The organism is Priestia sp. ABM2_011 (genome assembly GCF_056158845.1).
This window is the reverse complement of sequence record NZ_JBSWUB010000001.1, coordinates 3,839,786-3,852,994: the sequence shown is the minus strand read 5'-3', so window position 1 is coordinate 3,852,994 and position 13,209 is coordinate 3,839,786. Positions and strand designations below refer to the sequence as shown.

The 13,209-nt window shown below is 37.8% G+C and carries 10 protein-coding genes and 1 riboswitch; of the genes, 9 read left to right on the top strand and 1 reads right to left on the bottom strand.

Annotated features, from left to right (window positions below; genetic code table 11):
- Positions 1–97: 97 nt before the first annotated feature.
- The 3 genes from ACXAE4_RS20485 (at position 98) to ACXAE4_RS20475 (ending at position 3,823) form a co-directional block, all read left to right on the top strand.
- The gene (locus ACXAE4_RS20485; protein ID WP_028414043.1) at positions 98–1,615 is read left to right on the top strand and encodes a carboxypeptidase M32; all 1,518 of its coding nucleotides are present in this window, start codon (positions 98–100) and stop codon (positions 1,613–1,615) included.
- A 97-nt stretch (positions 1,616–1,712) separates the two neighbouring features.
- A riboswitch (purine riboswitch) is annotated at positions 1,713–1,814 on the top strand.
- Between the two features lie 103 nt (positions 1,815–1,917).
- Positions 1,918–2,511 carry a xanthine phosphoribosyltransferase gene (locus tag ACXAE4_RS20480; protein ID WP_028414042.1) on the top strand — a complete coding sequence of 198 codons (594 nt, stop codon included), beginning with the start codon at positions 1,918–1,920 and terminating at the stop codon, positions 2,509–2,511.
- 1 nt (position 2,512) lies between these two features.
- Entirely contained in the window at positions 2,513–3,823 is a 1,311-nt protein-coding gene (locus tag ACXAE4_RS20475; RefSeq protein WP_098113457.1) for a nucleobase:cation symporter-2 family protein, read from the top strand.
- A gap of 108 nt (positions 3,824–3,931) precedes the next feature.
- Here the strand turns inward: ACXAE4_RS20475 and ACXAE4_RS20470 are convergent, their stop codons facing one another.
- Positions 3,932–4,792, bottom strand: coding sequence for a LysR family transcriptional regulator (locus tag ACXAE4_RS20470; RefSeq protein WP_098113456.1), 861 nt, complete (start codon positions 4,790–4,792; stop codon positions 3,932–3,934).
- A 130-nt stretch (positions 4,793–4,922) separates the two neighbouring features.
- Between ACXAE4_RS20470 and ACXAE4_RS20465 the strand changes: the two genes are divergently transcribed.
- The 6 genes from ACXAE4_RS20465 to ACXAE4_RS20440 all read left to right on the top strand — a co-directional run bounded on the left by ACXAE4_RS20465 (position 4,923) and on the right by ACXAE4_RS20440 (position 13,207).
- Entirely contained in the window at positions 4,923–6,347 is a 1,425-nt protein-coding gene (locus ACXAE4_RS20465; RefSeq protein WP_098113455.1) for an NAD-dependent succinate-semialdehyde dehydrogenase, read from the top strand.
- 444 nt (positions 6,348–6,791) lie between these two features.
- Positions 6,792–7,334, top strand: a complete 543-nt coding sequence (locus tag ACXAE4_RS20460) for a GNAT family N-acetyltransferase (RefSeq protein WP_028414038.1) — start codon at positions 6,792–6,794, stop codon at positions 7,332–7,334.
- A gap of 224 nt (positions 7,335–7,558) precedes the next feature.
- Positions 7,559–8,644 carry a type III polyketide synthase gene (locus ACXAE4_RS20455; protein ID WP_289578836.1) on the top strand — a complete coding sequence of 362 codons (1,086 nt, stop codon included), beginning with the start codon at positions 7,559–7,561 and terminating at the stop codon, positions 8,642–8,644.
- A gap of 5 nt (positions 8,645–8,649) precedes the next feature.
- The gene (locus tag ACXAE4_RS20450) at positions 8,650–9,213 is read left to right on the top strand and encodes an isoprenylcysteine carboxyl methyltransferase family protein (RefSeq protein ID WP_028414036.1); all 564 of its coding nucleotides are present in this window, start codon (positions 8,650–8,652) and stop codon (positions 9,211–9,213) included.
- A 6-nt stretch (positions 9,214–9,219) separates the two neighbouring features.
- A complete protein-coding gene (locus tag ACXAE4_RS20445; RefSeq protein ID WP_155017140.1) occupies positions 9,220–9,390 on the top strand; it encodes a hypothetical protein in 171 nt (56 codons plus the stop codon).
- Positions 9,391–9,589: 199 nt separating this feature from the next.
- On the top strand, positions 9,590–13,207 hold the full coding sequence (locus ACXAE4_RS20440) for a dynamin family protein (protein ID WP_475236757.1): 3,618 nt from the start codon (positions 9,590–9,592) through the stop codon (positions 13,205–13,207).
- Positions 13,208–13,209 lie beyond the last annotated feature (2 nt).

Below are 13,209 nucleotides of genomic sequence, written 5' to 3'. Positions count from 1 at the left end.
TATATGTCCAATAGATTGAATTTTCAGTTATATACACACCGTTACTATTATGATAAAATAATTTATGGTGAAATAAGGAAAGTAAGGAGGAAAAACAATGAGAGAAGACATACAGAAAATTGAGAAACAGTTTTATGAATACATGAATAAAATCAAAAGTTATCACGAGGCAATCGGAGTGATGTACTGGGATTTGAGAACGGGCGCTCCAAAAAAAGGGGCGGATCAGCGTTCTGAAGTGATTGGCATGATGTCATCAGAAGCGTTCAATCTTTCCGTTTCTAATGAAATGGCAGGTTTTATTGAGAAATTAACGAACCCTGAGTCACAGCCTTACATAAACGATATTACGAAAAAAGCAGTGGAAGAGTGTAAAAAAGAATATGACTTAAATAAAAAGATTCCTCCGCACGAATATAAAGAATACGTTACGTTAACTTCAAAAGCGGAGTCAATTTGGGAAGAAGCAAAAGAAAAAGCAGATTTTGCTTTATTTCAACCGTACCTTGAAAAAATTGTAGCGTTTAATCAGAAGTTTGTGGAGTATTGGGGGTATGAAGGAAACAAATATAACCGTTTATTAGACCTTTTTGAACCGGGAATGACGGTTGAAATCTTAGACGAGGTATTTGGAAAGCTGCGGGAGCATATTGTGCCTCTTGTTCAGCGAATCGCCGGGTCAAATACAAAGCCCAATACGGAATTTTTATTCCGTACTTTCCCAAAAGAAGCGCAAAAGCAATTTAGTCTAGACGTGTTAAAAACACTCGGCTATGATTTTGAAGCGGGGCGACTTGATGAAACCGTCCATCCTTTTGCTACTGGCTTAAATCCGGGAGATGTGCGCATCACAACTAAATATGCCGAAAACGATTTCCGAACGGCTATTTTTGGCACGATTCACGAATGTGGCCATGCTTTATATGAGCAGAATATTTCAAAGGATCTTGTTGGCACGGTTCTATGTGAAGGTACTTCAATGGGAATTCATGAATCACAGTCGCTGTTTTTTGAGCAGTTTGTCGGGAAAAATAAAGCATTTTGGCAGCATCATTACGACGTACTAAAAAAGCATGCGCCGGAACAGTTTGACGATGTAGGTTTAGAAGATTTTTACCGAGGAGTAAATGAAGCAAAACCGTCTCTTATTCGTATTGAAGCAGATGAGTTAACGTATCCTCTTCATATTATGATTCGTTACGAAATTGAAAAAGGATTAATAAACGGGGAGTATAAAGTTGAGGATTTACCGGAAATTTGGAATGAGAAATACGAAGAATATTTAGGGGTTCGTCCAAGTCACGATGGAGAAGGCGTGCTTCAGGACGTACACTGGGCCGGAGGAAGCTTTGGGTACTTCCCTTCCTATGCTCTGGGCTATATGTACGCAGCGCAGTTTAAGCATACCATGTTAAAAGACTTGCCTAATTATGATGAACTCTTGGAAAAAGGAGAAATTTCGCCGATTACAAATTGGTTAACAGAACATATTCACCAGTACGGAAAAATGAAAAAACCTCTTGAAATTTTAAACGATGTGACGGGTGAAGGGCTAAATGTAGATTATTTAATTCAATATCTAGAAGAGAAATACGGACAAATTTATCACGTATAAAAAGTGCTATAACCGAATATTATGTTTTGTATTGCAAGTAAATGTTCGAAAATATCTTTTTTAGATATTTTCAAATAAAAGATTTGCTGATATAATACAAGTAACTCAATAACGCACTCATATAATGACGAGAATAAGGCTCGTAAGTATCTACCAAACTACCGTAAATAGTTTGACTATGGGTGAGCGATGAAGTTTGTTTTTCACTTTTGTGCGTAAAAGCTCAAAAACATTGCTCTACTCATATACGAGTGCAGCTATGTTTTTGAGCTTTTTTAATACAAACGTTGGAGGAACGAACTATGAAAGCTTTGCAAAACAAAATTTTAACAGATGGAATCGTATTATCGGACACGGTTTTAAAAGTAGACACATTTTTAAACCACCAAATGGATCCTGTACTGATGAAAGAAATTGGAGAAGAATTTGCTTCGCGCTTTGAAAATGCAGGAATTACGAAGATTTTAACGATTGAATCATCAGGAATTGCTCCAGCGATTATGACTGCATTGAAGCTAAACGTTGAGATGGTGTTTGCCAGAAAAAGAAAATCTTTAACACTTCAAGACGGACTCATTACATCAAAAGTATATTCATTTACAAAAAAAGAAGAAAATGAAATTTCAGTTGCTGATAAATTTATTCGAGAAGATGACGTGATTTTAATTATTGATGACTTTTTAGCAAACGGCCAAGCTGCATTCGGCTTGATGGATATCGTGCAAAAAGCAGGTGCTAAAGTAGGCGGCATTGGTATTGTTATTGAAAAAGCGTTCCAAGATGGAGGAAAACAAATTCGTAAATCAGGCGTTAAAGTAGAATCATTAGCGCGCATTCAGTCTTTATCAAATGGTAAAGTTACATTTGCTGAAGATAAACCAACAGTGGAGGTTTAATATGAATAAAGGAAAAGTCTTTTCACTTGGTTTACAGCATGTTTTAGCTATGTACGGAGGTGCGATTGTTGTCCCTCTTATTGTTGGAGGAGCCATTGGCTTGACTCAGCAGCAGCTTACGTATTTAGTGGCGATTGACTTATTTATGTGCGGTGTGGCAACGTTACTGCAAGTATGGAAAAATCGTTTTTTCGGTATTGGTCTTCCAGTTGTATTAGGGTGTACGTTTACTGCCGTAGGACCTATGATTTCAATTGGAGGTTCTTACGGCGTTTCCTCCATATATGGTTCTATTATCGTCGCCGGTTTACTCATTGTCCTTCTTTCTGCTTTTCTAGGTAAATTGGTTAAGTTTTTCCCTCCTTTAGTTACGGGTTCGGTTGTAACGATTATTGGAATTACGTTAATTCCTGTAGCGATTAAAGATTTAGCTGGAGGAGAAGGAAGTAAAGATTTTGGCAGCTTGAGCAATTTAGGTTTAGGTTTTGGCGTTTTGCTATTAATTATTGTTCTGTATCGATTTACAAAAGGATTTATGCGCTCCGTCTCTGTGTTATTAGGATTGGTTGTTGGAACGATTTCAGCGTCTTTTATGGGAAAAGTCGATTTTTCCGGCGTAAAAGAAGAAGCGTGGATTCATATGCCTCACGTGTTTTACTTTGGGATGCCAACGTTTAATATTACGGCCATCCTGACAATGTTCCTTGTTTTACTTGTTGGCATTGTCGAGTCCACAGGCGTTTATTTTGCCGTTAGTGATATTTGTAAAAAAGAAGTGGATGAAAAAGATTTATCTAAAGGCTATCGTGCAGAAGGATTGGCGATTTTATTAGGCGGATTTTTTAACGCATTTCCTTATACAGCGTATTCTCAAAATGTAGGACTTTTACAGTTGTCAGGTGTTCGCACAAGAAATGTTGTATTTGCAGCGAGTGGAATTTTAATCATTTTGGGCTTTCTACCTAAAATCGCAGCCGTGACGACAGTTATCCCGAGCTCTGTACTTGGAGGAGCTATGGTAGCCATGTTTGGGATGGTCATCTCTTCAGGTATAAAAATCCTTAGTCAAGTTGATTTAGCAAAACAAGAAAACCTTCTTGTAATTGCATGTTCGGTTGGTATGGGTCTAGGGGTGACGGTTGTACCTGAACTCTTCAAAAACTTACCAGAGAGTCTTCAAGTTCTCACTGGAAGCGGTATTGTGATGGGGAGTTTTACAGCAATCTTTTTAAATATTGTCTTTAATATGATGAAATCACCACGTGCGCAAGTTGCAGAAACAAAGTTAACAAATGAAGCAATATCGAAATAAAAAGAGGCTGGCACAAAAGTATGTTAGTTGAAGAAGATCCGAACGATTAATCGTTCGGATCTTTTCATTGTTATGGGGAACTTAGGCTTAATTTGGTCGTCTTTCCTATTAAGATCGTGTTTTGAAAAACAGTGTATAAAGCATTTTCCCCACGTCAGGATTTTTTGCCACTAATGAAATTTCTCTTTTGAATTTGAAGTCTGTAATAGGCAATGCTTTAATGTTTGAGCTTTGTAAATGGCGCATAAAAATTTCAGGGAGAATTGAAATACCTAAATTAGCTGAAATAAATCCCATAATACTTTGAGCAAATTCAATTTCATTGGCAATGGACATTTTTAAGTTATGACGATTGTACGCTTTTTCTACTAGTGTCCGAACATCGCACCCTGGAGGGAGAACTACAATGGGTTCTTCTTTGAAATCTTCAAATGATACGCTTTCTTTTTCGGCTAACGGGTGCTGATCATTCACAAATAAATAAAAGTCTTCTTTGAATAATAATTTTGACCAGTAAGTATGTTGAATCTCTCGATCATCAAATAAAGCTCCATCAATTTGATTGCTTTCTAACTGCTCTAACAAATCATAATAGTGATGCGAGGTTTTTATATCAATATGGCGATTGTGGTCTTTAGCAGAAGCCAGTTGATAAGGTAAGTAAAAAGCAGCCATACTTTGCCACGTTCCGATAGTTAAATCACAAGCTTCTTGCGTAGACACTAATTTTTTTTGAAGAGCATGAACGCTTGATAGTATGGATTCACCTTCTTGTAAAAGAATTTCACCTGCTGAGGTTAATTCTACTCCTGTAGCGGAGCGAATAAATAATGTTACTCCTAAATCTTCTTCTAGTTTTCTCATTTGCTTACTGAGCGCGGGCTGCGTCATATGCAGCTGTTCGCTTGCTTTGCTTAAGCTTTTTGTTTTGGCTGTTTCAATAAAAGACTCAAGCCATTCTGTTTTCATATTTATCACCTATAACCTTTTGTTATACCCATAGTATAGAAGGGAAGTTCTCATAAATCAACGAAGATGCTAGTGTATATAGTGTAGTTAACACAGCGCAAAGAAATTCACACAACTAGGAGGATGAATGATGTATCCAAACAAACTATATATTAACGGTGAATGGACAACAACAGAAGAGAAAATTGATGTGATTAATCCAGCAACAAAAGAAGTTATAGGACAAATTCCCAAGGCAGGCTCAAAGGAAGCAGCACTTGCCGCTGATGCAGCAGCGACAGCTTTTAAAACATGGTCGAAAAGAACCGCTCAAGAGCGCAGTGCTATTTTAATGAGATGGCATCAACTTATTGAAAATCATAAAGATCAACTAGCAGAAATTATGACAACGGAACAAGGCAAACCATTTGCAGAAGCAAAAGGTGAAGTGCAGTATGGCAATGATTATATTGCTTGGTTTGCTGAAGAAGGAAAGCGTGTATATGGTGAAACGATTCCAGCTCATCATACGCATAAACGTATTACGGTTAAAAAACAGCCTGTTGGCGTTGTAGCAGCTATTACGCCATGGAACTTCCCTGCAGCCATGATTACGCGTAAAGTGGCCCCAGCTCTTGCAGCAGGATGTACAATTGTTTTAAAACCATCTGAAGAAACACCATTTACAGCATTTCGTTTAGTAGAACTCGCAGAAGAAGCGGGCGTTCCAAAAGGTGTGATCAATGTTGTTACTGGAGATGCAGCAGCTATTGGCGACACATGGCAAAAAGACGGACGCATCCGAAAATTAACATTTACTGGTTCAACAGCGGTTGGTAAACATCTAATGCGCGGTGCTGCTGATACTGTGAAAAAATTATCGCTTGAATTAGGCGGTCATGCACCGTTTATCGTAACAGAAAATGCAGATTTAGACGCTGCTGTAAACGGCGTAATTGCTTCTAAGTTTGTCAACGCAGGTCAAACGTGCATCTGCACAAACCGTGTATACGTACAAGAATCCATTGCAGATGCTTTCGTTAAAAAATTTGCAGCAAAAGCGGCGGAATTAACAGTAGGAAACGGATTAGAAGAAGGTACACAAGTTGGACCGCTAATTAACGACAAAGCGGTTGAGAAAGTAAAAGCACAAATTGCGGATGCAAAAAGTAAAGGAGCTAAAGTTGTAGTTGGCGGACAAGCTATAACAACTAAAAACGGTTTCTTTATGGAGCCGACAATTATCACAAATGTAACTGATGACATGAATTGCATGTTTGAAGAAACGTTTGGACCATTGGCACCTGTAGCAACATTCAAAACAGTAGAAGAAGCCGTAGAACGAGCAAACAATAGCCCTTATGGTTTAGCAGCTTACGTATTTACAGAAAACATCAAAGAAGCAACGTTTGTATCTGAAGAATTAGAATACGGCATTGTAGGAGTAAATGATGGCTCTCCATCTGCAGCTCAAGCTCCATTCGGCGGCTTTAAAGAAAGTGGTCTTGGACGTGAAGGAAGTCATTACGGCATTGAAGATTATTTAGAAGTAAAATATATCTCAATGGGACTTTAATAAAAAGTAGGACAAAAATAGTTTAGTCGAAGTGAAATACGAACTAGCAACTAATAATCAAAATTATTGGTTGTTAGTTCGTATTTTTTTATTGTTAAGATGGACGTAGCTTTCATGCGTTTCGTTGCTTCTAGCTCATTAATCCCATTTGTTCGTCTTTAGGTCGGAGTGATTTCGTTGTGTCCCAGCCCCTTTTTTATGCACTTTTGTAAAGAAAATTTGAAATAATAGTTCTTTAACGCAATTAATTGCATTTCTAGGATGTCTGTGCAAGAATAAATATTTCAAAAATGGTTTAGCTTTGTTTAAAGCGTGGGTAATACAACAAATGCACATGATTGCTTGTTAGATGAAATGAAAAGCAGAACTTTACCACTGATAAATTACGCAAGCTAGAACCAAAATAGTAGTACTGAATGGTGAAAAATATAGGAGTTGATATAGATGATTACAGCAGAGAAAAACATAGTGAAATTTAAAGCAAAAGACGGACGTGAAGTCACTATACGCCCTGCAAAGGCAAGTGATGCAGAGCATATTACAACAGCGGTAAGAGAAATTATTGAGGCCGGGGAATTTATTCAAAAAGATGAGCCGCGCACAGTCCAAGAAGAGCAAGATTTTATTGCATCAGTAGAAAAGAACAATCACATGTACGTTGTAGCTGAAGTCGAAGGTGAAGTGCTTGGAATCGCACGTGTTCTGAGAGGCGAAATTAAAATGAAGCGCCACACGGGGCTCTTCCGTACATGGCTTATTTCAAAAGCACAGGGAATGGGAATAGGAAAACAATTTATGAATTATACGCTAAACTGGTGCAAAGAAAATAATCTTCATAAACTTTCTTTAACTGTGTTTGCTTCTAATAAAGTGGCATACGAATTGTATAAAAAGGTAGGATTTGAACAAGAAGGTGTTATGAAAGAACAAGCTTATTTCAACAATGAATATGTAGATGAAATCTATATGTCCATTTTCTTTTCATAAAAAATAAGCACTTATTTTCGTCAATCCATAAATTGTATCTGTACATTCAGATTATTTGCGCTATAATAAAAGTGCACAACAAACATACACTTCTTCAAAACGTAGACTTTCCTGAGTTACAGGAAAGTTTTTTTATGTTTCACCTCCATTCCACTAAAAAAGAATTGAATAAATCCCCAGCTATTACAAATGTTAAATGTAACGCAATCAAAGAGGTGAAGTGTATGCCAAAAATTATCTCAGTTGGATTTGGAGTTCCCCCCTATGAATTAACTCAGCAAGACACGCTGCTATTTGCAAAAGAACTTTTTTCCGAGTCGTTTAAAGATATTAATCGTCTGCTGACCGTTTTTCAAAATGGTCAAATTGAAAAACGTAATTTTGCCAAAGACTTATCTTGGTTTCAAGAAGATCATACATTCGAAGAAAAAAATGATGCTTTTATAGAATGTGCTGTTGAATTAGGTACAAAAGCCATTGAAGAATGCTTAACAAATAAAGACTATGTAAGTACCCCTTTGCCGTGTGGAGAAATTGATGCTATTTTTTACGTTTCAACAAGCGGTGTAGCTACGCCTAGCATTGAAGCTCGAATTATGAATAAGCTTGCGTTTTCAGACCATACAAAAAGAATCCCTATATGGGGATTAGGGTGTGCCGGAGGAGCATCTGGACTTTCAAGGGCTTACGAATATTGCAAAGCCTTTCCGCACGCTAAAGTTCTTGTATTATCCGTTGAGCTGTGCAGTTTGACTTTTCAGCGGAATGATCGTTCAAAAAGCAACTTAATCGGTACATCTTTATTTGCTGATGGAGTAGCAGCTGCTTTAGTCGCAGGTGACGAAGCAGATATCACTTTTGCCCGTTCAAAAAGCTTTCCTTACATTTTACATACACAATCGACGCTTATGCCAAATTCCGAAGACGTAATGGGATGGGAGATTAAAAATGATGGGTTATTTGTTGTCTTTTCAAAAGATATTCCCACTATTATCGATTCGTGGTTAGGCGGAGAAGTTGAGTCTTTTTTACAAACTCAGAATTTGACCAGTCGGGATTTAAAACATTTTGTTGCTCATCCTGGAGGGAAAAAAGTGCTTGAAGCATATGTATCAACGCTATCATTAAAAGAAAATATGATTGCTGATTCACTAGATGTACTTAAAAACCATGGAAACATGTCTTCGGCAACCGTTTTATATGTGCTAGACCGCTTTATGAAGAAAGAAATTCCTAGTAAAGAATACGGTTTATTAACAGCTCTTGGTCCTGGATTTAGTTCTGAAATGCTTCTATTAGAGTGGAGGTAAAGCGATTGTTTTTTTATAGTTTTTTTGTATTTATTATCTTACAGCGTCTATGTGAATTGGTGATTGCCAAAAGAAATGAAGCTTGGATGAAGAAGCAGGGAGCATACGAAGCTGGTCAAAGTCACTACAAATGGATGGTAAGCATGCACGCCGCTTTTTTTGCTGCTCTTTTTACGGAAGTGTATGTGTTAAACGGTGGAATGTATCACTTTTCTTTTTTGTTGTTTAGCTTTTTTGTGCTTGTGCAACTTGCAAGAGTATGGGCTATTTCTTCGTTAGGAAAGTATTGGAATACAAAAATTATCGTCTTGCCTAACGCGAAGGTTGTGCTAAGAGGTCCTTATCGGTTTATGAAGCACCCAAATTATACAGTTGTAGCGGCAGAATTGGTGTTAGTTCCGCTTATGTTTCAGGCATACTGGACGTTAGCTATTTTTTCTGTTTTCAATTTGTGTATATTAGCTGTTAGAATTCCTTTAGAAGAGCAAGCGCTAACGAATGAAACAAATTATGGCGAGGTCATGCAAAATACGGGACGTTTCTTTCCTGCAAAAAAATCTCAAAACTAATTGAAAATGATTATCTTTCATGATAAGATGAAATCAAATGATAAAGATTATCAATTTCATCAAGTAGAAACGGTGGTGGACGTAATGGTTAGTCTTTTTGTGATTGGAGCACTTGCTACATATGTTGGCGTCACAACGTATGTAATGAAAAATATTGAAAAAGCCCAAAAGGCGTAATATATACAAGGTAAATAAATACAATGCAAAGCTGTCAAATTATTGACAGCTTTTTTTATTGTTTTTGTAACTAAAAATTCAGTTTTTTATGGGAAAACGTAGGTGAATCAAGTAAAATAGAGAAAGAATAAGCAGAAACAAAGATGGATAGAGAACATTTAAATACAGTCTTGAATGAGGCAAAAGGGGTAGAGTAATAATGAGTAAAGTGAGTGTGAAACATCAAGAAAATCTCCAATTGGAAGCATCTCTTTTTCATTTACATAAGCAATTTCAAGCAGCTGGAGATGAACAGCAGGCAGCAAAAGCAATACAGCTGTTAAAAAAGTGGGTGAACGGTGAATTTGTTGTAGCATTTTGCGGACATTTTTCGGCTGGGAAATCGAGTATGATTAACGAATTAATGGGGCAAGCAATTTTGCCTGCAAGTCCTATTCCGACAAGCGCAAACTTAGTATCAGTAAAGGCGGGGGATGAGCATGCAACCGTTTATTACCGCAAACAGCCGCCGGTGCGTTATGAAGCGCCTTATCAGTATGAACAAATTAAGCAGTTTGCTGTCGACGGAGATGAAGTAGAGTCCATTCATTTATCAATCGAGACAAACGCTATTCCTAAAAATGTTGTGGTGATGGACACACCGGGGATTGATTCAACAGATGATGCGCATCGTGTATCGACCGAGTCAGCTCTTCACTTAGCGGACGTTATTTTCTACGTGATGGATTATAATCATGTGCAGGCAGAATTAAATCTTCAATTTGCAAAACAGCTGCAAGAAGCTAATAAAACGCTTTATTTAATTGTAAATCAAATCGATAAACATCAAGAAGATCAGCTAACATTTCAAGCATTTAAAGAATCTGTAGAAACGTCATTTTTAAAGTGGAATGTTAGACCAGAAGGAATCTTCTATACGTCGTTAAAAGAGCCAGCCAACCGTCATAATGACCTTTCGTACGTAAAATCTCTATTACTTGCTATGATGACGGAAAAAGAAAACCGACATCAGCATATTCAACATGCGATGCAAATGTTAATTGACGATCACCTTGCCTTTATTGAAGACCAAGAAGAAGAAAAGTTAACGATTCATGACGAGCTGCGCCATAAGCTGACGCTTGAGAACCATGAAATAAATAAGCAGCAAAAAGAGCAGCTTCTCGAAAAAGAAGCGGAAATAAAGCGTGCTGAAAAGCAGTTAGCAGAAACGTACCAACAAGAAACAGGCAAGATACTAAGCAACGCCAATTTAACACCATATGAAATGAGAGAAAAAGCTAGGCTGTTTTTAGAAACGACAAAGCCTGATTTCAAAGTCGGTCTTTTATTTGCTAAGAAAAAGACCGAGGAAGTAAAAAAAGAGCGGCTGACGTTATTTTTTGACGATATGAAAGAACGAACAGCCTCTCAGCTGCAGTGGCACTTGCAGCAATATGTGCAAGATCTGGTGAAAAATCAAAATCTTACTGACCCGGATCTTATACGCCAGGTTCAGCAGTTTGAAATTCCGTTAGAACCTCATGACTTAATTGAAACGGTAAAAGCAGGAGCTACGATTAATGGTGATTATGTTTTAACGTACGCAAAAGATGTAGCTGATCACATTAAGAAAAAAGCCACGCGATTGTTATACGAGCTCTATGCGCAAATCGAACAGAGCAAAATGGAGCAAGATGAAGTAAAGCGTGAGAATATTTCTCAACACTTGCAGGAATGTGAGGCATTTGAAGAAGCGTATACATCTCTTCAGGAAATGAAAGCAAAACTGGCACGTACAAAAGCGTTGCTTCAATCTTTACAGCAAACTGATGACAACCTAACGCTAGAAGATACAAACGAGTTGTCATATATGTTACAAGAAGAATATGAAACGGGCATCATGAAAGCTGAAGAAAAGCATGAAGCTGCGAGTGAGCAGCAGTTAGTTTCACAGCCTGAGGAAGCTGTGCATGAAACAGGAACAGAAAAGGTTCTTCAAGATGTATCAGCTGTTCTCGAACAGCTCCGTTCATTTGGAAAATTAGACCGCTTTATTAATAGGCTTCAAGAAAAACGTAAAAAGCTATCAAATCAAACGTTTACCGTAGCTTTATTCGGAGCATTCAGTGCCGGTAAGTCATCTTTTGCTAATGCGTTGATTGGAGAAAGATTACTTCCTGTATCTCCGAATCCAACAACAGCAACTATCAATAAAATTATGCCTCCAACAGAAAAACGGCCGCATAAAACAGCTGTTGTGCAAATGAAAACAAACGAGCAGATGATCCAAGATTTAAATGGTGCACTTAAGCTGTTTCATCATGAAGTAGAAACAATTGACGAAGCGCTAGCGATTATTCCGACCCTGCAGGCAACAGAAGAGCTGCAGCTGCATTTGTCGTTTTTACAGGCAGTAGAAAAAGGCTACGGCGAAGTCAAGCATCATATCGGTTCAGAAGTAGTAGTGGATACAGAAGGATTTCATGATTATGTAGCCAAAGAAGAAAAAGCGTGTTTTGTTCAATTTATTAACCTGTATTATGACTGTGAATTTACTCGCTTAGGCATTACGCTTGTTGATACACCTGGAGCTGATTCAATCAATGCGAGACACACGGGAGTAGCGTTTGAGTATATCAAAAATGCAGATGCCGTTTTATTTGTAACGTATTATAATCATGCATTTTCAAAAGCTGACCGAGAATTTCTTATTCAGCTTGGCCGTGTAAAAGATGTATTTGCGGTTGATAAAATGTTTTTCTTAGTAAATGCAGCGGACTTAGCCAGCTCGGATACAGAGCTGCAGTTAGTTCAGACGTACGTAAAAGAGCAGCTTGAACAGTATGGTATACGCTTTCCGCGCTTATACCCGGTATCAAGCTTGCAGGCTTTGCAAAACCACGAGGATAAAATGTTTCTGCCATTCAAAAATGCGTTTTACCGCTTCATAAATTATGAATTACCAGAGCTTGCTATCCAAAGTGTCTATGCAGATTTCGAACAAATTTTAGCAGTTGCCAATGAAATGAAACAGGTGCAGACAAAATCAGAAGTCGATAAAAAGCGATACATTCAATCTCTTCACATAAAAAATGAGCAGGTAGCAGCAAAACTGCATGAAATTCATTTTGAATATGAACAACAGCAGTTTGACCGAGAATTAGAAGAGCTCTTATTTTATGTGAAAAAACGTCTGTTTGTGAGGTACGATGACTTCTTTAAAGAAGCATTCAGTCCGGCAAACTTAAGGGATGATCGAGGTGAAAAGCAAAAGCAGCTGCGCCTGTGTTTGCAGGAGTTGTTAACGTCTATTTCCTTCGATGCAACGCAAGAAGTGCGTGCGACCACTTTGCGAATCGAAAAATACATCGTAAAATTAATCGAAGACTGGCATCGAATGATCATTACAAAGCTACAGCGCTATGAACCGACGTTTACTCCAACGTTGAACTCGTTAGAGCCTCCAAATGGCAGCGAAGTTGTGACAAGTCATCAATTCGATAAGAATGAATCGTATCAAAAAGAGCTTTCACTGTATAAAAACAATAAAAGCTTTTTTGAAAAAAATGAGAAAGCAAAGCTCCACGCTGCTTTATTAGAACGTATTAAGCCGGATGTTAATCACTACATTGCGAAAGAAGAAGCTGCTCTTCATTCACACTATACTTATTTAGTGAATCAGTACGTTTTAGCGCATAAACAGTCTGTATCTGAAGAATGGTATGATTATTACAAACAGCTGCAAGCGGCCGTGTCTGAAGAATTTCCAATTCAAGAATTAGTAAGTACAATGACGGTGCTAGAACATGTATTAGAGGAAAGAAAGGGTCATTAATT

Coding starts and splice junctions, on each gene's coding strand:
- ACXAE4_RS20485 (WP_028414043.1), top strand. CDS start 98: ATGAGAGAAGACATACAGAAAATTGAGAAACAGTTTTATGAATACATG.
- ACXAE4_RS20480 (WP_028414042.1), top strand. CDS start 1,918: ATGAAAGCTTTGCAAAACAAAATTTTAACAGATGGAATCGTATTATCG.
- ACXAE4_RS20475 (WP_098113457.1), top strand. CDS start 2,513: ATGAATAAAGGAAAAGTCTTTTCACTTGGTTTACAGCATGTTTTAGCT.
- ACXAE4_RS20470 (WP_098113456.1), bottom strand. CDS start 4,792: ATGAAAACAGAATGGCTTGAGTCTTTTATTGAAACAGCCAAAACAAAA.
- ACXAE4_RS20465 (WP_098113455.1), top strand. CDS start 4,923: ATGTATCCAAACAAACTATATATTAACGGTGAATGGACAACAACAGAA.
- ACXAE4_RS20460 (WP_028414038.1), top strand. CDS start 6,792: ATGATTACAGCAGAGAAAAACATAGTGAAATTTAAAGCAAAAGACGGA.
- ACXAE4_RS20455 (WP_289578836.1), top strand. CDS start 7,559: ATGCCAAAAATTATCTCAGTTGGATTTGGAGTTCCCCCCTATGAATTA.
- ACXAE4_RS20445 (WP_155017140.1), top strand. CDS start 9,220: ATGATTATCTTTCATGATAAGATGAAATCAAATGATAAAGATTATCAA.
- ACXAE4_RS20440 (WP_475236757.1), top strand. CDS start 9,590: ATGAGTAAAGTGAGTGTGAAACATCAAGAAAATCTCCAATTGGAAGCA.